General features: G+C 65.1%; 26 protein-coding genes. 12 read left to right on the forward strand and 14 right to left on the reverse strand.

Going from position 1 to position 21184, the window contains the following annotated elements; all coding sequences use genetic code 11:
• The first annotated feature begins 339 nt into the window (after nucleotides 1–339).
• The gene (locus tag KBY66_RS14085) at nucleotides 340–1020 is read left to right on the forward strand and encodes a hypothetical protein (RefSeq protein ID WP_255090245.1); all 681 of its coding nucleotides are present in this window, start codon (nucleotides 340–342) and stop codon (nucleotides 1018–1020) included.
• A gap of 67 nt (nucleotides 1021–1087) precedes the next feature.
• The gene (locus KBY66_RS14090) at nucleotides 1088–1618 is read left to right on the forward strand and encodes a type IV pilin-like G/H family protein (protein ID WP_255090246.1); all 531 of its coding nucleotides are present in this window, start codon (nucleotides 1088–1090) and stop codon (nucleotides 1616–1618) included.
• Between the two features lie 8 nt (nucleotides 1619–1626).
• Here KBY66_RS14090 and KBY66_RS14095 read toward each other — a convergent pair whose 3' ends face one another.
• From KBY66_RS14095 to KBY66_RS14105, 3 genes are read right to left on the reverse strand one after another with little or no spacing between them, the layout of a single operon-like run.
• A complete protein-coding gene (locus KBY66_RS14095) occupies nucleotides 1627–2238 on the reverse strand; it encodes a MarC family protein (protein ID WP_255090247.1) in 612 nt (203 codons plus the stop codon).
• A 43-nt stretch (nucleotides 2239–2281) separates the two neighbouring features.
• The gene (locus KBY66_RS14100; RefSeq protein ID WP_255090248.1) at nucleotides 2282–2404 is read right to left on the reverse strand and encodes a hypothetical protein; all 123 of its coding nucleotides are present in this window, start codon (nucleotides 2402–2404) and stop codon (nucleotides 2282–2284) included.
• 31 nt (nucleotides 2405–2435) lie between these two features.
• Nucleotides 2436–2639 carry a hypothetical protein gene (locus KBY66_RS14105; RefSeq protein ID WP_255090249.1) on the reverse strand — a complete coding sequence of 68 codons (204 nt, stop codon included), beginning with the start codon at nucleotides 2637–2639 and terminating at the stop codon, nucleotides 2436–2438.
• Nucleotides 2640–2931: 292 nt separating this feature from the next.
• Here KBY66_RS14105 and KBY66_RS14110 point away from each other — a divergent pair, with 292 nt between their 5' ends.
• From KBY66_RS14110 to KBY66_RS14120, 3 genes are all read left to right on the forward strand, one after another.
• Complete coding sequence (locus KBY66_RS14110) at nucleotides 2932–4449, forward strand: DUF1254 domain-containing protein (protein WP_255090250.1); 1518 nt, start codon at nucleotides 2932–2934, stop codon at nucleotides 4447–4449.
• Nucleotides 4450–4539: 90 nt separating this feature from the next.
• Complete coding sequence (locus tag KBY66_RS14115) at nucleotides 4540–4758, forward strand: type II toxin-antitoxin system VapB family antitoxin (protein WP_255090251.1); 219 nt, start codon at nucleotides 4540–4542, stop codon at nucleotides 4756–4758.
• 5 nt (nucleotides 4759–4763) lie between these two features.
• Nucleotides 4764–5144 (forward strand): PIN domain nuclease, encoded by a 381-nt coding sequence (locus KBY66_RS14120; protein ID WP_255090252.1) that lies wholly within the window; start codon nucleotides 4764–4766, stop codon nucleotides 5142–5144.
• Between the two features lie 9 nt (nucleotides 5145–5153).
• Here KBY66_RS14120 and KBY66_RS14125 read toward each other — a convergent pair whose 3' ends face one another.
• Entirely contained in the window at nucleotides 5154–5891 is a 738-nt protein-coding gene (locus KBY66_RS14125) for a TetR/AcrR family transcriptional regulator (RefSeq protein WP_255090253.1), read from the reverse strand.
• 124 nt (nucleotides 5892–6015) lie between these two features.
• Between KBY66_RS14125 and KBY66_RS14130 the strand changes: the two genes are divergently transcribed.
• Both KBY66_RS14130 and KBY66_RS14135 read left to right on the forward strand, forming a co-directional pair.
• Complete coding sequence (locus tag KBY66_RS14130; RefSeq protein WP_255090254.1) at nucleotides 6016–6621, forward strand: glutathione S-transferase family protein; 606 nt, start codon at nucleotides 6016–6018, stop codon at nucleotides 6619–6621.
• Between the two features lie 15 nt (nucleotides 6622–6636).
• Nucleotides 6637–7248: a pyridoxamine 5'-phosphate oxidase family protein gene (locus KBY66_RS14135; RefSeq protein ID WP_255090255.1), complete on the forward strand. Its 612-nt coding sequence runs from the start codon at nucleotides 6637–6639 to the stop codon at nucleotides 7246–7248.
• On the opposite strand, the gene KBY66_RS14140 is transcribed toward KBY66_RS14135, so the two are convergent.
• The 5 genes from KBY66_RS14140 to KBY66_RS14160 form a co-directional block, all read right to left on the reverse strand.
• A complete protein-coding gene (locus KBY66_RS14140) occupies nucleotides 7243–7620 on the reverse strand; it encodes a cupin domain-containing protein (RefSeq protein ID WP_255090256.1) in 378 nt (125 codons plus the stop codon). The two genes, KBY66_RS14135 and KBY66_RS14140, sit on opposite strands and share 6 nt — an antisense overlap.
• Nucleotides 7617–8279 carry an alpha/beta fold hydrolase gene (locus KBY66_RS14145; RefSeq protein WP_255090257.1) on the reverse strand — a complete coding sequence of 221 codons (663 nt, stop codon included), beginning with the start codon at nucleotides 8277–8279 and terminating at the stop codon, nucleotides 7617–7619. Before KBY66_RS14145 ends, KBY66_RS14140 begins: the two co-directional genes overlap by 4 nt.
• Nucleotides 8276–10552, reverse strand: coding sequence for an arylsulfatase (locus tag KBY66_RS14150; RefSeq protein ID WP_255090258.1), 2277 nt, complete (start codon nucleotides 10550–10552; stop codon nucleotides 8276–8278). The genes KBY66_RS14145 and KBY66_RS14150 overlap by 4 nt, the downstream gene beginning before the upstream one ends.
• A gap of 71 nt (nucleotides 10553–10623) precedes the next feature.
• Nucleotides 10624–10824, reverse strand: a complete 201-nt coding sequence (locus tag KBY66_RS14155; protein ID WP_255090259.1) for a hypothetical protein — start codon at nucleotides 10822–10824, stop codon at nucleotides 10624–10626.
• A complete protein-coding gene (locus tag KBY66_RS14160; RefSeq protein ID WP_255090260.1) occupies nucleotides 10817–11812 on the reverse strand; it encodes a formylglycine-generating enzyme family protein in 996 nt (331 codons plus the stop codon). The genes KBY66_RS14155 and KBY66_RS14160 overlap by 8 nt, the downstream gene beginning before the upstream one ends.
• 48 nt (nucleotides 11813–11860) lie before the next feature.
• Between KBY66_RS14160 and KBY66_RS15950 the strand changes: the two genes are divergently transcribed.
• Both KBY66_RS15950 and KBY66_RS14165 read left to right on the forward strand, forming a co-directional pair.
• The gene (locus KBY66_RS15950; protein ID WP_399225606.1) at nucleotides 11861–12292 is read left to right on the forward strand and encodes a helix-turn-helix domain-containing protein; all 432 of its coding nucleotides are present in this window, start codon (nucleotides 11861–11863) and stop codon (nucleotides 12290–12292) included.
• The gene (locus KBY66_RS14165) at nucleotides 12217–13272 is read left to right on the forward strand and encodes a porin family protein (RefSeq protein WP_255090261.1); all 1056 of its coding nucleotides are present in this window, start codon (nucleotides 12217–12219) and stop codon (nucleotides 13270–13272) included. The genes KBY66_RS15950 and KBY66_RS14165 overlap by 76 nt, the downstream gene beginning before the upstream one ends.
• A gap of 27 nt (nucleotides 13273–13299) precedes the next feature.
• Here the strand turns inward: KBY66_RS14165 and KBY66_RS14170 are convergent, their stop codons facing one another.
• The 4 genes from KBY66_RS14170 to argJ all read right to left on the reverse strand — a co-directional run bounded on the left by KBY66_RS14170 (nucleotide 13300) and on the right by argJ (nucleotide 17134).
• Nucleotides 13300–14973, reverse strand: a complete 1674-nt coding sequence (locus KBY66_RS14170; RefSeq protein ID WP_255090262.1) for an ABC1 kinase family protein — start codon at nucleotides 14971–14973, stop codon at nucleotides 13300–13302.
• Nucleotides 14973–15287: a hypothetical protein gene (locus KBY66_RS14175; RefSeq protein WP_255090263.1), complete on the reverse strand. Its 315-nt coding sequence runs from the start codon at nucleotides 15285–15287 to the stop codon at nucleotides 14973–14975. Before KBY66_RS14175 ends, KBY66_RS14170 begins: the two co-directional genes overlap by 1 nt.
• A 34-nt stretch (nucleotides 15288–15321) precedes the next feature.
• Complete coding sequence (locus tag KBY66_RS14180; protein WP_255090264.1) at nucleotides 15322–15822, reverse strand: hypothetical protein; 501 nt, start codon at nucleotides 15820–15822, stop codon at nucleotides 15322–15324.
• 61 nt (nucleotides 15823–15883) lie between these two features.
• Nucleotides 15884–17134, reverse strand: a complete 1251-nt coding sequence (argJ, locus tag KBY66_RS14185; protein ID WP_255090265.1) for a bifunctional glutamate N-acetyltransferase/amino-acid acetyltransferase ArgJ — start codon at nucleotides 17132–17134, stop codon at nucleotides 15884–15886.
• A gap of 94 nt (nucleotides 17135–17228) precedes the next feature.
• On the opposite strand from argJ, the gene coaE reads away from it, so the two are divergent.
• Nucleotides 17229–17855 (forward strand): dephospho-CoA kinase, encoded by a 627-nt coding sequence (gene coaE, locus KBY66_RS14190; RefSeq protein ID WP_255090274.1) that lies wholly within the window; start codon nucleotides 17229–17231, stop codon nucleotides 17853–17855.
• A gap of 1007 nt (nucleotides 17856–18862) precedes the next feature.
• Here coaE and KBY66_RS14195 read toward each other — a convergent pair.
• Entirely contained in the window at nucleotides 18863–19891 is a 1029-nt protein-coding gene (locus KBY66_RS14195; protein ID WP_255090266.1) for an alpha/beta hydrolase family esterase, read from the reverse strand.
• Between the two features lie 514 nt (nucleotides 19892–20405).
• Here KBY66_RS14195 and KBY66_RS15955 point away from each other — a divergent pair.
• Nucleotides 20406–20777: a DUF6444 domain-containing protein gene (locus KBY66_RS15955; protein ID WP_399225600.1), complete on the forward strand. Its 372-nt coding sequence runs from the start codon at nucleotides 20406–20408 to the stop codon at nucleotides 20775–20777.
• Nucleotides 20778–20848: 71 nt separating this feature from the next.
• Nucleotides 20849–21166 (forward strand): hypothetical protein, encoded by a 318-nt coding sequence (locus KBY66_RS14205; RefSeq protein ID WP_255090267.1) that lies wholly within the window; start codon nucleotides 20849–20851, stop codon nucleotides 21164–21166.
• Nucleotides 21167–21184: the final 18 nt, after the last annotated feature.

Consider the following 21184-nt stretch of genomic DNA (forward strand, 5'->3'; position numbering starts at 1 on the left):
GTGCGGCGGGCTCATCCGCCTTCTCACATCAGCCTTGACGGCCTCGCTGTAGCGACGCATCGGTCATCTCCTCAAGCCCCCGGGTGTACGGATGAAAGGGGTGACATCTTTCCTGAACCCGGGGGCACCATCCCCAAGCGCATCCGTGATGCGCTGCAGCTGCTGCCTGGCACTGCCGTCGAGTTTTCTATCAACGCCACTGGCGATTTTGTCTTGCACCCTGACCCGTCGGCGTCGCGGGTCGACCCTGCATCAGAGGGGATGACGTTCCTCCTCTTCTCACCGTTCGCTGTTCCAAGGCGGGGCTAGACAACAAGAAGTCAGGACACCTCCCTTGTGATGAACAACCCAGATGCGGCCTCAGGATCGCGAAGCGCCCGGCTCCGAGCCACTGCGGCGCTGGTGGTGTTGATCAGCTTGGCCCTCGGCGCCAGCCCTGGAATCCAGCCTGCCCTGGCCCGCCTCGGCTTCGGGGGCGGCGTAGGCGTGGGCGGTTGGGGCAGGGGCGTGGGTGTGGGCGTTGGCTATCACCCGGTCTACGGCGCGGATGTACGGCCAGCTGTGGGGGTCGGCGCTGTGGACCGCGGCTTCTACGCCCGGCCTTACGCCGGCTTCCATCCAGCCTGGGTCAATGGCGGCTACTGGGGGGCACGGCCCTGGAGCGCAGGCTGGTATCAAGTGAACCCTGCTGCCTGGAACTGGTGGGGTCCAAGCGCTGCCGCCTGGGGACTCAGCAGCCTGGCCACCGGTGCGGCCATCACGGCGCTGGTGAACCAGGCGGCGGCGCAACAATCGGCCGTGATCACGGTGCCGAAAACCACCTACACGCTCAACTACGGCTCCGTGGAGGCCGTGGGCAGCCAGGGGGCGAGCTTCTTCTACAGCGTCGATGGAGGCATGCAGCTGTTCGGTGGAGCGAACTGCCAGGAGGGCCTCCTCGACGGCCAACCGCCGGCTTCTGCGGCAGAAGCCCAGCTGCTCAATACGGTCTGCCAGGTGGCCTATGGGGCACCGGCCTGAAAGGGCCGTACGGAGGCATTCCTCCTGGTAACTTCGCCGCATTGCCACCCGTCTACTGAGGCCGTTCATGCTCCCTGACTTACGTCAGCCCTTTCTGAGGTCATTGGCGATCTCCGCCCTGCTGCTGGGTTTGGGCAAGGTGGCTGGCCTGCCTGCAAACGCTCAGCTTCCGGCGAATCCAGATCAGAAGGCTGCCCTCAGAGCCGTGGCAAAAATGATGGAAGGCCAACGCACCTACTACCAGAAGAATGGGGCCTTCCGCGCCACGGTTTCCAACATTCAGCAGGATTTCGGGATCACCCTTCCGCCCACCTTCGACTATGCCGTGCGCACCACCACCGAAGCCGCTTACAGCTATGTCATCCCAGCCCAGGGGGCCAAGGTGGGCCAGCTCAATGCCTACGTGGGAGCGGCCTTTCTGACCCCCAAGCAGAACCCCAAGATCACCACGATCATCTGCATGAACCTTCAGCCTGGCCAGATCCGTCCGGCGGATCCCCAGCTTGCGCTGGGAACCCTGGTCGCCAATCCCACCGGCCGCCTCGTGCAATGCGGCGATGGCTCGGTTGAAGTGAAGGCCTCGATGGTCAACGAATGAGGCCTGGCTCAGGCACCGGCGCGGAAAAAGTCGCGCAGGTTGGTGAGCGCCAGCTGAAGCCCCATGGCGATCAGGATCAGGCCGAGGAAGCGGCTGATCAGGGAGGAATTGCGACCCGCCGATGAACCTGGGCGCAGCACCATCACCGCCATCACCACGGCGGTGATCGCCAGGGCGATCAGTACCGCCGCGATGGCCGTGAGCAGGCCCTGCCCCGGCCCATGCATCACCGACAGCGCCAGCACGGTGGAGATGGTGCCGGGGCTGGCGGCGAACAGCACGATCGGATCGAGGGAGGAGTGGTTTTCGCGGGCGCCGTTCTCCTCGACCGGCGCCGCTGGCGTGGGGCTGGGGGCAAACATGCCGTAGCCGATCATCGTGATCACCACGCCGCCAACGATCTGGAACACATCCAGGGAGATCCCCAACCGCTGCAACAGCTGGGGGCCGATGGCCGCGCTGATCACGAGGATCGCGGCGGTGCGCAGCACCACGTTTCCTGTCAGAGCCAGGCGCTGGCGGTTGGAGGCCCCCGGCGTGCGCTGCAACAGCATCACGCCGCAGATCACCGGATTGATCAACGCCAGCAGGGTGATCACGGAGCGGTTGAGGTCTTCCATCAAGGTGCGGGTTCGTCCTGTTCAAGTGTGTGGGCCTTCCCACTCAGCGGGGGAACAGGAACTGGAACTTCGCCCGCAGGGTCCAATCACCAGCTCCATCCGATTTGACCACATTCCAGAAGGCCTTGAGCAAGGCATTCACGTTCTGCTCACCGATCGGGAGCATCCAGGCCAAACTCACCCTCATTGCCGGAGGCCTAGGTGGGTTGGTGGAGATAAGGAACGATCGTGCGGGTGACCAACAGCAGATCCTTGCTGAGGGGAACCGGAATCACCGGCTGAATGTTGGGCACATTCTGGGTTCGCTGCCCCTTCGGTCCAACGCCGAAGTTGCTGTTGTTCTGAAAGGGCAGGCTGATCAGGTTGGTGATCGGGTTCTGGGCCTCCTTCGCAAGCATCAAGGGCTGACGCCAGTCCGCCCGCGGGGAGGCCCGATGGTTCAGCTGCCTTAAAATGCCTCGTGGAATTGGGGCTGGCGATGGCCGCCGGTGCCAGGGCGAAGGCCAGCAGGAAAACCATGGGGTTGAGCATGGTTGAAATTTGTTAGCGAGATTTTTGCATGTCAACGGAGACCATGGACTACGTACTCAGCCATGATTACGATTGTCTTCTCACTGTAACTCCACAAAGACAGCAGTGCGACGTTGAGCTAGACTTCAAATCACGTTCTCCCTAGCTCCAGGGGTCATCAAAATGAAGTCGTTTCGTCACCTGCGCACCAGCATGGCGGTGGCTGCCCTTGTGGCGAACGTGGCCACAACGGCTTCAACCCAGGCCCAGAACTACAAGATGACGACGCCGATCGCACCTGGAGTGGCCACGCCCGACCGGCTCGAGACCTCGATCGGCCCGCTGAATCTTCTCGATGGCTTCCCCAAGCCGGACACCATCGAGAAGATCTACGACAACCTGGATCGATCCCGGGCCCTGCAGGCCTATCTGCTGGCCATCCCGATCGTCAACCAGGCCGGCATGCGTGATTCGCTGCGCAAGTTCGGCCCCGTCAACACCACCAACGTGATCTGGGAGACCCTGGTGGATCCCAGGTCGGTGGAACTCACCGCCAATGACAACACGATCTACAGCTTCATCTGGCTGGATACCAAGAAAGGGCCCTTGGTGGTTGAAATCCCCCCCAAGGTGCTGGGGACCATCGATGACTTTTGGTACCGCTGGGTCACGGATGTTGGCATCACAGGTCCCGACAAAGGGAAGGGCGGCAAGTACCTGATTCTTCCGCCGGGATACATGGGCGAGATTCCCAAGGGCTACTTCGTCGTTCGTCCGAATACCTACGGCAACTGGATGCCCTTCCGCTCCTTCCTTGTGGACGGTTCCCCCAAGCCAGGGGTGGAGTCGGTCAAAAAGAATCTGAAGATCTACCAACTCTCCGATGCGGCCAACCCACCGGCGATGAAGTATGCCAATGCCTCCGGGGTGCCGGCGAACTTCGTCGCCCCGGGTGATTACTCCTTCTGGGCGTTGCTGAACCAGGTGATTCAGGAAGAGCCCTCTACCGGTTCCGACCCCACCACCCTGGGTCTGTTCGCTTCGATCGGCATCGTCAAGGGCAAACCCTTCAACCCTGACGAGCGCATGAAGAAGATTCTCACCGATGCCGCCAACATCGGTGCGGTGACGGCGCGAACGCTCGCCTTCAAGATCCGCGATCGAGATGCTTTCTTCTACCCCAACAGCGCCTGGCGCCTGCCTTTCTTTGGTGGCTACAGGTTCGAAGTGTCACCCGGCGTGGCCAACCTGGATGGAGCGGCCTTCTTCTACTACTTCGCCACCGGAGTGACACCGGCCATGGAGGAGAAGATGGTGGGCCAGGGCTCCCAGTACCCCTGGGCCTCCCTCGATTCCAAGGGCAACCCGTTCGACGGCGGCAGAACCTACCGGCTGCGCCTGCCGCCCAACATCCCTGTGAAGGATTTCTGGTCGGTGATTGTGTACGACAACCAGACGCGCTCGATGCTTCAGACCGACCAGAAGGCCCCCAGTGTGAGCAGCCAGAACAAGGGCATCAAAACCAATGCCGATGGATCGGTGGATGTCTGGTTCGGTCCGAAAGCCCCTGCCGGATTCGAGCAGAACTGGGTGCAGACGATACCCGGTAAGGGCTGGTTCACGCTGCTGCGGCTCTACGGCCCGCTGGAGCCCTGGTTCAACAAAACCTGGCGGCCTGGAGAGATTGAACTGCAGCCGTGATGGATCGGCAGGGCCTTGGCGCCCTGTCAGCTCAATCCATCCCCTATGTGTATGGCGTGCCTAAGCTCTACACATCACGACAGGCAGGCCATGCGCACGAACATCGTCATCGATGACCAGCTGATGCGCGATGCCATGCAGGCCAGCGGTGCCCGCACCAAGCGGGAAGCCGTCGAGATTGGCCTGCGAACCCTCGTGAAGCTGGACCAGCAGCAGCGGATCAAAGCGTTGCGGGGCCAGTTGTTCTGGGAGGGTGACCTGGCCAGCCTGCGCCAGGACCAACCTCTTGCCGCCGGGGAGCAGGCGTGATTGTTGTGGATTCGTCGGTCTGGATCGACTTCTTCAATGGGGTCAGCACACCCGAGGTGGAACGCTTCGATGGCCTGCTGGGCAGCACGCCTGTGGCGATCGGTGATCTGATCCTGGTGGAGGTGCTGCAGGGGTTCCGCCGCGATGGTGATGTGGCCACGGCCCGTCAGCTGTTCGCCTCCATGCCTCTTCTGGCCATGCTCGGCCCTCAGAACGCCTACAGGGCAGCGGAGAACTACCGCAGCCTGCGCAGCCGGGGAATCACCGTGCGCAAGACGATCGACGGGATCATCGCCACAGCCTGCATCCAGGCGAATCTGCCCCTGCTGTTCAGCGATCGGGACTTCGAGCCCTACGTGGAGTACCTGGGCCTGCAACAGGCTTGAGCTGCCGGCTTAAAGCTCCTGATGCCTCGGCGCCAGCCGGCGCCCAATCTCCGCTGAGTGGATCAGGTCAGAGTCTTTGTCCACCCCAATGTGGACTCTTCTTTCTGCGGAAACCTTCGGCTCCATACGGTTGGTGCCATGGGCAGCTGAAGGGACACCCTCAGGGAAAAATGCGCCCAGCAGGGCCTCGGCGGCCCGGCGGGCATCGCCGGCGGCCTGGGGATTCCGCTGCAGGAAGGCCATCACCAAGGTGCCTTCGAGCAGGAGCTGCAGCTCTCGGGCGAGACCCTCGGGGTCACCGGCACCAAGGTCGCGGCAGAGCCCTTCCAGCAGGGTTCGGCAACCCTCCTTGAAGGCCAGCGCCGCCTGGCGCGGCAGATCCTCAGCGGCTGGGTATTCGCTGGCGGCCTTGATGAACAGGCAACCGTGGAACTCAGGGGAGCGAACCGCTTCCTCCAGCCAGTCGAACACGGCCAGGAGGCGTGCCCTGGGCTCCTCCGGCGCGGCGGCGATACGCTCGGCCAGCGCCGTGGCGATGGAGTTGCCACGGCGCTCCAGCACGGCGGCGATCAGCTCCTCCTTCGATTTGAAGTGCTTGTAGAGGGTCATCTTCGCCACCCCGGCCTGGGCCAGCACCGTGTCGATGCCCACGGCCCGGTAGCCCTGCCGGGTGAAGAGGCCTTCGGCGGTGTCCAGCAGCGCGTCCCGCTTGGCGGAGGCCCTGATGGTGGCACTGCTCCCGGCCATGGACGTTGATGAAGTTTTCTCAGCCTAGCGCTGTAGACAGAACGGTCTGCTACTTTTGCATGAGCAGACAGGTCTGTCTGTATGGCCGGATTCCGGTCCCTCCCGTCCCTCTCTCTTCGGGCCCATGATCAAGCTCCACGGCCATGAACTCTCCGGCAACAGCAGCAAGGTGCGCCTGCTGCTCGGCCTGCTCGGCGTTCCCTACGAATGGGTCCGCGTCGATCTGATGGCTGGCGAGCACAAGCAGTCCGCCTTCCTGGCGCTCAATCCCTTCGGCCAGGTGCCCGTGCTGGAGGAGGACGGCATCACCCTTTGCGACGCCCAGGCGATCCTCTTCTATCTGGCCGCGCGCCAGGGGGATGGGGTGTGGCTGCCCACCGATCCCCTCGGGCAGGCCCGGGTGGTGCGCTGGCTCTCCACGGCCGCCGGCGAGGTGAGGCAGGGCCCCGAGAGCGCCCGCCTGCACCACCTGTTCGGCATGACTTCGATCCCGATCAAGCGGGCCAGCGAGAAGGCTGCCTTCATCCTCGATCAACTGGAGCTGCACCTGGCCGATCGGCACTGGCTGGAGCTGGAGCGCCCCACCATCGCCGACATCGCCGTGTTCCCCTACGTGGCCATGGCGGGGGATGGCGGCATCGATCTGGCCCCCTATCCCAACGTTCGCGCCTGGATTGCACGGATCCAGGACCTGCCGGGTTATGTACCGATGAAGGGCCTGGACGCCTGAGCGGAGACGCCACCGATGAGCCAGCACTACCTGCATCGCCATCTCACCCCCGCCGTGGGGGAGGCCCAGCGCGCCTCCTACGGCCAGAGTCATGGGCCGCCACTGGCCCCGGATTCCGATCGCCTCGGCGCCCGGGAGATCACCTTCATCCGCGCCCGCGACAGCTTCTATCTGGCCAGCCTCACCGAGGCAGGTGCCCCCTACATCCAGCACCGGGGCGGGCCGGTGGGATTCCTGAGGGTGCTCGACGAGCGCACCCTGGGCTTCGCCGATTACGGCGGCAACCGCCAGTTGCTCACCGCCGGCCATCTGCGCCGCGACCCGCGGGTGGCCCTGTTCCTGATGGATTACCCCGCCCGCCGCAGGCTCAAGCTCGACGGCGAGGCCGAGGTGGTGCCGCTTCAGGCCGACCCGCAACTGGTGGAGCTGCTGGGCCCCCAGGAGGCCGAGGCGGGAGAGGTGGAGCGCCTCTTTCTCATCCGGGTGGAAGCCTTCGACTGGAACTGCCCCCAGTTCATCACGCCCCGATTCACGGAAGCGGAGCTGGAAGCACAGCTGCGGCCGTTGCAGGAGCGGATCGCTGAGCTGGAGGATGAGCTCCAGGGTCTGCGCCGGCCTCGCTCATGACGATCCTTCCCCTCCTCGCTGGGGGAAGGAGACATCCAGCACCAGGCAGCCTTCATCGCTGCGGAAGGGGCCATGCTGCTCCCCGGGCGGCCGGCTGGCGTAGTGCCCCGGCTCCAGCCAGATCGCGAAGGCTTCGTCGTAGAGGCGCCCGCTGACGATGAAGATCTCCTCGGGAAAGTCGTGGGCCTTGCCTCCGAAGGCGGCGGTGTCCGCACCCGGCAGGAAGCGGGTGAGGCGGGTGATCTCCCCGGTGGCCGGATCCTCACTGAGTATCAGCTCCTGCACCTGGCCCTCCAGGCCCTCAACCCAGCGCCAGTGATGTGCCTGGTCCGCGCCCAGCGGATTCCAGTAGGTGCGGGTGGATTTACTCATGGCGGGGCGAGAACCGTGGCGTCGATGAGGTGCGCATCTGTGAGGTGCGCGTCGATCAGGGGCGCCACCCGGTCGGCGTGAAGCAGGCCCAGGTCGTGGTCGGCGCCGGGGATCACCTCCAAACGGCCCCGGGGGAGCAACGCCGCCAGCCTCTCGCCCACCCTCACCGGGCTGATCGGATCGGCCTCGCCCCACAGCAACAGCACCGGCAGGGTCAGCTGCGGCAGCTCTCGGGTGAGGTCGGTGGTGTCGGTGGCGAACCAGTTGGGCAGCTGGGGATGGGCATCCTGCAAACTCTCGCGCCAGTCCTCGGCCCCCAGGCCGGCCATCGGCAACCCCCCCGAGGTGGCGCAGAGCACCAGGTGGGTGATCCGCTTCGGCTGGGCCAGGGCGGCCCGCAGCGCCAGCACCCCACCCATCGACTGGGCGATCAGGGCGCAGGGCCGATCCAGCTGGGCCAGCACCAGGGCCAGCAGATCGTCGAATCCGTTTACCCTGGGGTCACTCAGCGTGTCACCAAACCCCGGCCAGCCCAGGTGGACCGGCTCGGCCTGGTGGTGAAGCCGCTCTGCAACGGGCCTCCAGAAGTTTGTGTTGCCCGAAGCGCCAGGCAGGAACAGCAGCCGCTGGGGTTCAACGCCGGCAGGAGCCTGGATCATTCACTGACCGCCTTGGTACGCATCGCCGCCTCGAGGCTCTTGATGTCCGCAGGGGACAACTGGGGCCGATCCAGCTTGATTGTCAGCTTGTTGAGCTTGCCGGTGAACCGGAACGGCGGCTGGTAATCGGCGTCATTGACGCCGGTGAGGGTGTCGGAGCCCACGTCGAAGCTCTCATCCCATTGCAGGATCATCGGCAGGGTTTTGGCCATGGTCTTGGTGGCGACCACATTGCCGTCCACCTTGAGGGTGCCGGTGCCGGGGCGGCCGACGCCGCTGAAGTTGTTGAAGGCAAGGGTGCCGGCCCCCTTGCCGTCGTAGACGAAATCAAACTCCACCTTGTGCTTGCCCGGTGTGAGCGGCTCGGTGCCTTCCCACTTCAGGCGCTCGAGATCCACCATGTTCCACAGCCACACCGGCTTGTTGTTCTTCAGGTAGAAGCCGTAGCCGCCGAAGCGGCCACCTGAGGTGAGCAGCATGCCCTCGGCGCCGCCGGCCGGAACGTCGATGTCAGCCGTCACGGTGTAGGAGGTGTTGAGCAGCACGGGCGAATCGCCCTGGGGCAGCCCCACCATCGGGTGGGTGTAGACGAACGTGTTGCGGCCGGCGGTGATGTTCGGCCGGGGCGCCACGATTCGCCCCGCCACCGAGGCATCCAGCGGGAACACCTGATACTTCTTCGCTTCGGCGATGAAGGCTGCCTTCATCTCCTTCAACTTCTGGGGATTCTGGGATGCCAGGTCGGTGCTCTGGCTGAAATCATCGTTGAGGTTGTAGAGCTCGAGCACCTGGTTGTTGAGCGGATCAGGGTTGGCCGGGCCGAAGGCGTCCCAGGGGGCCCGGTTCACCTTGGTGCTCAGCAGCCAGCCCTCGTTGTAGAGCCCCCACTGGCCCATCATCTCGAAGTACTGGGTATTGTGGCGCGAGGGCGCCTTGGCATTTTTGCCGTCGAAGGTGTAGGCAAAGCTTGTGCCCTCGATCGGTTTCTGGGGGATGCCATCCACCACCTCGGGCGCCCGCAGGCCGGCGGCTTCCAGGATCGTGGGCACCACGTCGATCACGTGCACGAACTGTTCGCGCAGGCCGCCCTTGTCCTTGATGCGCGCCGGCCACGACACCACCATGTTCTGGTTCACACCGCCCAGGCGGGAGGCGTTCTGCTTGAACCAGCTGAACGGGGTGTCAAACGCCCAACTCCAGCCCGCCGACATGTGGTTGTAGGTGAGATCGGTGCCCCAGACGTCGTAGAACTTGATCTGCACCTCAACCGGCAGCTTGTTGAGGCCGTTGAAGAAGGCCACTTCGTTGGGGGTACCCAAGGGCCCACCTTCGGCGCTGGTGCCGTTGTCGCCGTTGATGTAGACGATCAGCGTGTTATCGAGCTTGCCGAGATCGTCGAACTGCTGGATCACCCGGCCGATCTCGTAATCGCTGTAGGCGGCATAGGCGGCGAACACCTCCACCTGGCGGATGAACAGCTTCTTGGCTTCGGGACTCAACTGATCCCAGGGGGTGATCACATCGGCGGGCCAGGGGTCGAGCTTGGCGTCCTTGGGAATCACGCCAAGTTTCTTCTGGTTCGCGAAGATGCGTTCCCTCAGTTTCTCGTAGCCATCATCGAACAGATGCATGGCATGGATCCTGTCCACCCACTCCTTGGTGGGGTGGTGGGGTGCATGGGTGGCACCGGGGGCGTACTTGATGAACAGCGGCTTGCTGGGGTTGATCTGGTGCATCCGCGTCATGTAGTCGATGGCGTCATCGGCCATCGCCGTCACCAGGTTCCAGCTGCCGGGAGCCTTGCCCTCGAAGGGATAGATCTGGGTGGTGTTGCGGAACAGGTTCGGCTGCCACTGGTTGGCGTCGCCACCCACGAAGCCGTAGAAGTACTCGAAGCCCATGCCGGTGGGCCATTGATCGAACGGTCCGCTCTGGCTGGCCTGGAAGGCGGGCACGTTGTGGTCCTTGCCGAACCAGGCAGTGGAGTAGCCGTTGTCCTTGAGCAGGCGGCCGATCGTGGCCTTGTCGCGCTCGATGATGCTGTTGTAACCGGGGAAGCCCGTCGACTGCTCCGAGATCACCCCGAAACCGGCCGAGTGGTGGTTGCGGCCGGTGATCAGGGCGGCGCGGGTGGGGGAGCACAGGGCCGTGGAGAATATGCGGTTGTACCGCAGGCCCGCCCTGGCGACGCGGTCCATGGCCGGGGTGGGGATCACGCCGCCGAAGGTGCTGGGCACCCCGAAACCGGCGTCGTCGGTGATGATCAGCAACACGTTGGGCGCGCTCTGGGGTGGCGTGATCCGCGGTGCCCACCAGGACTTCGACTGCAGCGCCCCGTCCTTGATCACCCCGCCGAAGGGGGGGGCGCCGGGGCCGGCAGCTGGTTGCCGCTGAGCGTGGTGCTGGCATTGGGGGCTCCCAGGGTGCCGGTGATCTTCTGGGCCAGGGCGGGCAGGCCGCCCAGCTGCCAGCCCACCAGCAGCACCACCAGTGCCAGCACGGCCAGGCGAACGATCGGGGAGCGGAAGGGACGCGGCTTAGCCATGGGTGGAGAGGAGCGGGGAAGCGAGACGGAAACCGATGTGGGAGGTGCCGGTGTCGGGGCTCTGGGCCTCCCGGGCGGCGGGGCGGTAGCGGCTGCAGTAGGTGGGGGAGCACAGGAACGAGCCGCCCTTGATCACGTGCTTGGCGACGCCCGGATCACGGGGATCTAAGCTCTGCGTCTCGCTGTCGATGGCGGGGTCAGGCCGCTGGGCCAGGCCGTCGTGACCCGGCAGGTACCAGTCCGCCGTCCACTCCCAGACGTTGCCGGTCATGTCGAACAGGCCGTAGCCGTTGAGCGGGTAGGTGCCCACGGGGGCGGTGCCGGCATGGCCGTCGTCTGCGTCATCGCGGCGGGGGAACTCCCCCTGCCAGGTGTTGGCCAGGCCGGGCTTCCAGGTGTTCCCCCAGCCGAACACCTGATCCTTGAGGCCGCCGCGGGCGGCGAACTCCCACTGGGCCTCGCTGGGCAGGGCCGCCCCGGACCAGGCGGCGTAGGCCTGGGCGTCGTCGAAAGCGATCTGCACGACGGGATGGTCGTCGAGCCCGGCGATCGAGCTGCCCGGCCCCTGCGGGTGGCGCCAGTCGGCGCCCGGAACCCAGTGCCACCAGCTGAGTTCCTCGATCGGGCCATCCCCGGCCACGGGCTCGAACACTAGGGACCCCGGCTTGCGCTCGGTCGGGGAGAGATCGGGGAACTGCTCAACCGTGAGGGGGCGCTCGGCCACGGTGCGGTAGCCGGTGGCCGCCACGAAGGCGGCGAACTGCCGGTTCGTGACCTCATGGGCGCCGAGGCAGAAGGGGGAGAGGCGCACCCCGGCCGCCGCCCGCTCCTCCCCCAGCTGGCCGGCGGCGCCGATGCGGAAGCGGCCGCCGGGAATCGCCACCATCTCCGCTGGGCAGGTCTCGGTGGCAGCAAAGGAAGCCGCCGGCAAAGCGAGCAGCAGTGTGAGAACAACCAGGGCCAGCCAGATCAGATCAGGTCGAGGCATGCCCTCACGACAGGTTGTCGATGGGGGAGAGTGTACGGCTGCAGCTCGATGCAGTGGCTCAAGGCGCAGCGCTTCGAAGCGGCCCGGCAGGCCCTGCTCCATCCCCAAGCGGATGACACGGTGGCGTCGATCGCCCGCCGCCACGGCTTCGCTGATCTCTCCGGCTTCGCCATGGGATTTCGCCGTCGCGATGGCGTGCTGCCCTCGGGTGTGTTCGTCTGGGCCGCTCCCCGGACTGACCGGGTTGTTCACGGATTGCTGCGTTGGCGCAGATCCTCCGAGAGCGCGCAATCGCCAACAAGAGTGCTGCAGGAATCGAGATGGTATGGAATACCTTGGCTTCCCTGTCTGGTGCCGCCGGCTGGCGCGCCCGAATGGGTTGGTTCTTTTCCTGTCTTGGTCCCGTGGTCTGGTCCCTTCCTCCCTCTCCAGCACGCCGTTCATCGGCTCGCCTCCTGCCGATCGGCGCGGGTTTGCTGACGGGCCTGCTGGGTTCGGTCCTGGCCGCCCCTGCTGTTCGAGCCGCTGACCCGCCAGGCACCACGCCGGCCCCGGTGGCAGCTGAACCACCGGCTGAACCGGCCGAGCCCGTCACCTCCCCAGGGCCCCAGCCCGAGCCATCGCCCTGGGCCGGCACGGTGGAGCTCTACGGCTTCGCCCCGTTGCGCACCACCGGGACCACCACCGTCAAAGGCTTCTCCGCCGACCTGGATCTGGACCTCGGCCAGGTGCTCAGGCCCCTGACGGGGGTGGCTTACATACGGGGCAGCGTCGAGTATGGCCGGATCGGCCTGCTGACCGACCTCAGCTACGTATCCCTCCAGGGGGCGGACGGCAAGGTCTCGGACATCAAGACACGCTCCATCGAAGGCCCCCTCGGCAAACGCACCCTCACCCTTACTTCCGGCAGCCAGCCCAGCCTGGATGGCAAGATCGGCAACATCCAGGGCATCTACGACCTGGCCCTCCGCTACCGCTTTGGAGACCGCGAATCCGCCGTGGCACGCGCCGGGAGTTTCTCGGTTATTCCCTATGCCGGGGTGCGGTTCGTCAACATGCAATACGACCTGGCACTGCAGGGCCAGGCATCAAAGCTGACCCTGAAGTTCAAGGGGCCGGACTTCGAGGGGTCCCGGACCCTGCAAGAGTTGAATCTTCAAGGGCAACAGTCGTTCGGGGGCACCGTGGCCCAGCCACTGCTGGGCACCCAGGCCATGGTGTTTCTCTCCCCCCGCCTGAGGCTCTTTGCCCGAGCCGATCTCGGCGGCTTCGGTGTGAACAATGCCGAGGATTACTCCTGGAACGCCCAGGCGGGCCTGGGCTATGCGATCGGAAACTCCACCCAGCTCAATCTTTCCTGGCGTTACTTGCACCTGAGCGGAAGCAATGATCAGATCCCCGAAAACGCCTACAACATTGATCAGAATGGGGTTGAGATCGGGTTGAAGTTCTTCTTCTGACCGGGCTCCACTCCAGCCGATCCCCACTCAGCCGCCGGCCACCGGCAGCTTTTCGATCCGCCCATCGCGGCGCAGCTTGCCCTGCAGCTTCAACCAGCTGAACCCCACCGGCAGGCCCAGCACCAGGGGCACGGCGGTGAGGGCCGGCCGGCCGCTGGCGGCCAGCAAGGCGGCGGCGATCGCCAGACCCCCCAGCAGGAAGGATTGGCCGGTGGATTGCTGGGCCAGGGCCAGGCGTCGCAGCAACCGGTCGGTTTCACCAGCCCGGATCTGAACCTGCAGGTCGCCCTGCTCGATTCGGGCCAGGTTGTCCTCCAGGCGCCTGGGGAGGCCCAGTGCCCGGCTGCCCACCTCTGCGGCCTGACGGCCCAGTTCGTTGATGAAGTCGTTGGGGCCGTTGCCGCTGGCGGTCATCAGGGGCAGCAGGTAAGGGCGGGCAATCGCCACCAGGCTAAAGCCGGGATCAAGGCCGCGGCCGACTCCCTCGAAGGTGGAGAGGGCCCGCATCACGAAGATCAGCTCCGAAGGCAGCCGGAACGGCTGGCCGTAGACGAGGTCGTAGAGGTCACCGGAGAGCTTCTCCAGCACATTGGCGGAGAAGGGGGGCGTCAGGGCGTCGTTGAGCATCACCCGCACCAGGCGGCGCACCGGCCCGGTGTCGATGCCAGGGGCGATCACGCCGGCCCCCTGCAGCTCCTCCACCAGGGCCACCGGGTCCCGGGCCGCCGCGGCCCGCACCATGCGCCCGAGGCGGCTGCGCAGACGCTGGGAGATCTGACCCATCATCCCGAAGTCGTAGTAGATCAGGGCGCCATCGGCCGCCACCGCCAGGTTGCCGGGGTGGGGATCGGCGTGGAAGAAGCCGAAGCGCACCAGTTGCTGCAGGTAGCTGGCCGCCCCCTTCTCCGCCACGGAGGCCGGGTCGATGCCGGCCGCCACCAGGGCGCTGCGGTCGGTGATCTTGATGCCGGGCAGGTAATCCAGGCAGAGCACCCGCCGGCTGCTCAGGTCCCAGATCACCGCTGGAACGCGGATGCCGGCATCGCCTAGAAACTGCTGACGGAAGCGGGCGGCATGCTCGGCCTCCAGGCGGAAATCCAGTTCCCGCAGCAGCACCCGGCGGCATTCCTGGGCGATCGGCACCCATTCGCGGCCCTGGCCCCAGCGGGGGTGGCGCTGGATCACGGCGGCCACCTGCTGCAGCACCTCCAGGTCGAGGCGGAACAGGCGTTCCAGGCCGGGGCGCTGGATTTTGAACACCACCTGGCGGCCGCTGCGCAGGCTGGCCCGGTGCACCTGGGCGAGGCTGGCCGAACCGAGCGGCTGCTCCTCGAGGTCAACGATCTCGGCGCAACGCTCGCCCAGTTCCTGCTCCAGCAGGCTCTCGGCGGTACTGAAGGGAAAGGCGGGCACCTTGTCCTGAAGGCTGGCCAACTCCTCGACGTAACCCGCCGGAAGCACGTCGGGGCGGGCCGAGAGCAGCTGCCCGAGCTTGATGAAGGCCGATCCCAGCCGGATCAGCTCAGCGGTGAGCCAGCGGGCCCGCCAGCGCTGCCGCCGGCTGCGGCGCTCGGGGTTGAGCCCACCGCGATAGCTCCACGACTGGCTGTCGAGCCAAAGGCCGAAGGCCAGCTGCAGGAAAGCCCTCCAGATCTGCAACGATCTGGCCCATCCCTGCCACAGGGGCCCGAGGCGCCCCATCAGGAGCGGTCCTCGAGGCGGCGGGAGAGGGCCGCCACGGTGGCGCGCAGCGCGTCGATCCGCTCCTGGGCCGTCCCCGTCCCATCGGTGCCGGTGGCGCCCGAGGGCGTTGGGGCGGCGGGATCGGCCTCGGTCTCCAGCCGCTCCGCTTCCTGCTCCACCTCCTGCCAGAACAGCTCCCATTCGTTGCGCAACCGCTCCGGCGCCTCCTGGGCCAGCACGGCCAGCCCGGCCACGGAGTCGGCCAGGCCGCTGCCCAGCCGTGCCTGCAGCCGGTTCAGGGCCGCCTGGAGCAAGGATTGGGGCGCGCTCATCTCCAGACCTGCCAGCTGGCCAAACTGTGGCAGATCAGGGCTGGGGGGCGGGGGGCTCCGGCGCCAGGGGCGGCGGTGGGGCCGGCTCAGCCGGACGGGGCTCGACGGGAGCCGGCCCCTCGGGAAGGACGGGCTGGAGGGGCGGCTCCTCCGGCACCGCCGGCCTGGCGTCGGCCTCCTCCTCCGCCCGGCGGTCCTGCTGCTCCTGGCGCAGGCGCTTCGCTTCGTCCTGCTTGCGGGTTTCCTCGAGCTCCAACCGCTCAAGATCCCCGCGGATGTCGGTCTTGTCGGCCCCAAAGCGCATCCGCAGGGTTTCGAGGCTGGTGCCCGGGAAGGGTTTGACCTCGAAACCCTGACCCATCGGCATCACGGCAGCGCCGCCACTGATCAGCAACCGATCGGTGATGGCGTAGCCCAGGCCGAAGCACAGGCCGGCCACCAAGGGGAGCACCCAGCGGGGCCGCCGTGGCGCCGGAGTTGCCCCATCGGCCGCAGGGGGGCGGCGCGGGCGGCGCTGGGCTCCGGCGGAGGTCATGGCGGCAACGGGCGCGATCAGCACCCCATCCTGACGCCACCGGCAGCCGGGCCTCTGGCGCTCAGGTGGTGTAGTCGGCGTTGATGCGCACGTACTGGGCGGAGAGATCACACCCCCAGGCCCGGCCGCTGCCGCTGCCCTCTCCCACCTGCAGGCGGATGGCCACGGTGTCGCCCCGCAGTGGATCGGGGTCGAGATAGCGACCCGCGGCCCGATCCTTCAGGTAGGTGGAGGCGGCCGGGCGGTCAAAGGCCAGGGGCTGGCCCCCAGCCATCAACTGATGGGGGCCGAGCCAGAGGGCAACGGCGGCGGGATCGAAGGGCACCCCGGCCCGGCCCGCCGCAGCCACGATCCTGCCCCAGTTGGGGTCGCGGCCATGGACGGCGGTTTTCACGAGCGACGAACCACAGACCGTGCGGGCCACCTGGCGGGCCTCGGCGTCGCTGGCGACCCCCGCCACCCGCACCTCGATCAGGCAGGTGGCCCCCTCCCCATCGCGGGCGATCGCCCGGGCCAGATGCTGCGACACCACCGTCAGGCCGGCCTCCAGGGCGTCCAGGTGCTCCGGTGGCAGGGGCTCACCGGCTGCAAAGGCCAGGAAACAGTCGTTGGTGCTGGTGTCGCCGTCCACCGTGATCGCGTTGAAGGAACGCTCCACCGCCCGCTGCACCATCGCCTGCCACAGCGGCGCCGGCACCCCGGCATCACAACTGAGCGTGCCGAGCATGGTGGCCATCTGGGGATGGATCATCCCCGACCCCTTGGCCATGCCGCCGATCCGCACCCGGCGCCCCCCCAGCTGGGCCTCCACGGCGATCTGTTTGTCGCAAAGATCCGTGGTCAGGATGGCGGTGGCGGCGGCGGTGCCCCCGTCTGGGCCCAGGGCCGCCACCAGGTCGTCGAGGCCGGCCACCAGGGTGTCGATCGGGATCGGCACGCCGATCACGCCGGTGGAGCAGATCAGCACCTCGCTCTCCTGGAGGCCCAGCCGCCGGGCCAGTTCGGCCGTGGCCCGCAGGCTGTCGATCCGCCCCCGCTCGCCGGTGCAGGCATTGGCCTGACCGGAGTTGGTGAGCACCGCTCTGGCCGCACCGCCGGTGGCGGCCAACCGTTCGGCGCAGAGGTCGACGCAGGCGGCCCGCACCAGGTTGGTGGTGAAGCTGCCGGCGCAGACGGCGCCTTCCGGAGCCAGCAGCAGGGAGAGGTCGCTGTTGCCGGAGGCCTTCAGGCCCGCCGTGCTGCCGGCGGCGAGGAAGCCCGCGGGCGCCGTGACACCGCCGGCGATCGGTTGCCACGGGGAGGAAGCCGGCACGGTGAATGGGCAAGCAAGGGAAGACCAGCCCAGCTTGGCTGAGCGGGACCACGCCCTGATCCAGGCTGGTGCCAGCGAGACGATCCCCTTGACCATGGCCCAGCGCCGCATCGGTCTCACCGGTGGCATCGCCAGCGGCAAGAGCAGCGTGGGGCGGCTGCTGGCGGAGCGCTGGGGCCTGCCGGTGCTGGATGCCGACGTCTACGCCCGCGAGGCGCTTGCACCCGGAACCCCGGCCACCGCTGCGGTGCTGGCCCGCCACGGCGCCGCCGTGCAATCACCGGACCCCACCGGAGCGGCCAGCCTCGACCGGGCTGCCCTGGGCCGGATCGTGTTTGCCGACTCGGTGGAACAGCGGTGGCTGGAGCAGCTGGTGCATCCGATCGTGCGCCGGCGTTTCGATGCCGAGCTTGCAGGGCTCAGCGCCGCGCCGGTGGTGGTGCTGATGATCCCGCTGCTGTTTGAGGCTGGGCTTGAGGGGCTCTGCAGCGAGGTCTGGCTGGTGGACTGCAACGAGGCCGAGCAGTTGGCGCGCTTGATGGCGCGGGACCAGTGCAACGAGGCCGATGCCCGCGCCCGAATCGCCGCCCAATGGCCCCTATCGCGTAAGCGTGCTCTTGCTGATGTGGTGATCGACAACCGGGGGTCGTCCGAAACTCTGCGGGGGGAGCTGCAGCAGGCCCTCGGGTCCGATGCTGGCGGACCCGAGAGTCATCCCTAGGCTGAAGTTCCCACTCTCATGACTGCATGGACCCAGAATCCGGGAGTCGGCGGGGAGGATTGTGAACCAGAATCAGCGGCTTGTCAGCAGTCTTGAAGAACACCTGTAAGCACCTGCGCCTAAACCTGATCACCGAAAGCCAGAATCCTCACGCTGCCAAGTACAACCCCAACTTCATGGGCCATCTGGTCATCACCTTGAGCCTGGTCGGACTTGGGATTGTGTTGTAGGGAGGAGTGTACGTCCCCTTCACGGTGCTCAAAAAAACAAAAAAGTAATGGGGAATATGCCGGGGGGACACCCAAAGCAAACAGAGCATCACCCGGCAACAGACGGAGATCAACGACCGACTGGCTGTGTGGCACGATCAGTGGGAGCGTCCCTTCAACATGATCCATGTCGACACGTGGCCACAGGTTTCTCCGCAGGAGTGACAGCTGGGCTGCTTTGAGTGGGTCGGTCCCAGGATCACTGGTGATCGCCGTCAAGGCTGCTCACGGGGAGCCGGTTACGAGAAGGTCCACTCGCGATCGACGACGCCATCCGCCTGCCCTACGTCGAGGTGATCACTGACGAGCAGAAGGCGACGACCGTTTGGTTTCTGGCCCGTGCGAACAGCCGGTACTCCGAGAAGGGGATCACCTGCCGCCGGGTTCTCTCGGATAGCGGCCCCTCCTACCACTCCGGTGACTGGCGATAGGCCTGCAGGGCATTGGATCTGATACCCATCTGCACCAAGCCCTTCACTCTGCAGGCCAACGGCAAGGCCGAGCGGTTCATCATGACCCTCCGGCTGGAATGGGCCGACGTCATCCACTACCACACATCGGCGGAACGCAACCGTTGGCTACCCCGCCATCTGGGGAACGATAACGGCCACAGGCTCAACATGGCCCCCGGTGGCATCAACCCTCAGCAGTGCATCCATAGGCTGGTGAGGGTTGGAAGACTTGTTGAATCAATCGTTACAGAGAGTACGAGGGAGCAGATGGCATGGTGGGTGGCTACTACGGCAGGGTAAAATTTCGGAAGAAATTCCAACTCTCCCTGGTGGCGTCCATCTCCTGGCTGGTTGGGCCTAGCACCCGTGAAGATTGGCCTTCTCCTCCTGGCCAGGTGGGCCCACCGCCCTGAATAATATATAATAATACTCCTGTATTCCTCGGGCAACTACTGTATCTACGTAGAATCACATTGGTGCCGTCATTGGGAGCAATTTCAGGCAACGCTTGTTCATTCATGTTGAGGCAGATACTCTGACGCCCCCAGAAGTTGGCAGTGTTGATGATGGACACAACACTTCCCCCTCCACCCAGCGTTCCTTCGCCCCCCTCCCAGGGCACAAATTTATCGTTGGGACTGTTGACCATCATCATAGGGACGCGCCTTGAAGGATTGCAGTTTGGCAGTAGGGGTGTAGGCATCGACCCAGCAATGGAGGAAAACGCGGCAATTCGATCGGCCCGTTCACAGGCCAGGCGTTGCACAAGCATGGCTCCATTGGAAATTCCCGTTACAAAGATCCGACTAGCGTCAATATTGCGCTGACGTTTCAGATCTTCAATCAAAGTCGTGACAAAACCAACATCGTCAATACCTTGGTTGACGGTGCCACGTCCGTCATTCCAGTAGCCATTGACCCCGCTGGGGTAGACCACTAAGAAGCCCTGTTCATCGGCCAGGCGGTTGAAACTGGTGACGTTGGAAAAAACGAGGTTGGCGGTGCCGCCGCCGTGAAAACCAATCACTACTGGGGTGGGGGTGTTGGGGTTGTACAACGCCGGAGTGTAGATTAGGTAATTGCGAGTCATTCCTTGGTGGGAAATCTCAATCGATCTAAATCCTCTCCCTGGAGGGGGTAATTGGGAAAGCTCTCTTTCCCTAAGTTTGGGCCCCAGCGGTGCTGCCACCGATGTCACTAAATCCACCTGTCTCTGGCTATTCTGTTGAAAGCTATGATAGAATTCTGATTTTTCAGTGGCAACAGCGCGATAAGACCCGATAAGAGAGCCTGCCGCCAGAATCCATGTCAACATGCCAGCATACCCAAGGGAAACCATTCTCATTGGTGCGAAGTGTCAACTCAGACCTAGTATTCACTGGGATTCCTGAAAAGCAACCCCCCGAGGAGAAACTTTGCACAAATGGAGGCTCGTAGCAGTTGAAACCAAATCAACAAAGCTTTCTTGTCGATGGCGCCACCCGCCTGCCCTACGTCGAGCTGATCACCGACGAGCAGAAGGTGACGACCGTTGGATTTCTGGCCGTGGGATCAGCTCGTACTCTGAGGAGAAGATCAACTGCCGCCGGGTTCTCTCGGATAACGGCCCCTCCTACCGCTCCGGTGACTGGCGATAGGACTGCAGGTTATTGGACCTGAAACCTATCCGCACCAAGCCCGACACGCCGCAGACCAGCGGCAAGGCGGAACGGTTCATCAAGCCACTGTTGTTCGGTACCTGTTCAGAGGGCGGCCAAGCCTGATTCTGAGCGAGCAGCCTTGGCAAATCCCCCGACGCGGCTTGGCTCTCAAGGAGAGACAGCCCTGAGATGGCACCCCCCCCCAGCTTGCAAGCGCTCGTTGAGCACCTCTTCGGGCAACTGGAGGCACTGGCGTTACTGGTGACTCAGTTTGAGGAGCAGAAGGGCCGTAGCTCAAGGAATTCCTCCCAACCCCACTCCAGTGACGGCCGTGGTTTCAAGCCTTCCAGAACGGACCAGGGCAAGGGAACCGGTCGCAAACGCGTTGGCCAGCGGGGCCATCCCGGCCATGGCCCCGAGCTGCTCCCCTCGAGCAATGCAAGGAGGTGCTTCCCCACCATCTCACGAGCTGCCGAAGCTCAGGTGTCGCTCTTTCAGGTAAAGATCCTGAGCCGCTGCGCAACCCGGTGGTTGAGATCCCTAAATTTGGTTCGTTTGTGATCTAGCACCAACTGCACCGGCTGAGCTGCCCCTGCTGACCCACCCTCACCGCCGCCATCCGCCAGGAAGCGGTGGCGCAAGTTGATGAGACCGGCGGCCCGATGAGCAACGCGGATGGCAACAACCCCGACGGGATCGACAGGCAAGAACTGCAATCCCTCACTGCGCCGATCCGCCAGGCATTGGAGACCAGGCTGAAGGAGTTGAGCAATCTGGGCTTTCGCAAAGGGGGAGAAGACTCCCTGGGCCACCAGGGTGCGCACCTGCCGCCAAATTCACAAAATGGCGCCGACGTTGTGGACCTTTCTGGAGCAACCCGAGGTGGAGCCAACGAACAACGCCGCAAACAGGCTCTCAGACCAGCAGTGATCCACCGAAAACGCAGTTAAGACGCCAAATTCCGGCGG

Origin of the sequence: Synechococcus sp. Tobar12-5m-g, assembly GCF_024345415.1 — a bacterium.
In the GTDB taxonomy this organism is placed as follows: domain Bacteria; phylum Cyanobacteriota; class Cyanobacteriia; order PCC-6307; family Cyanobiaceae; genus Regnicoccus.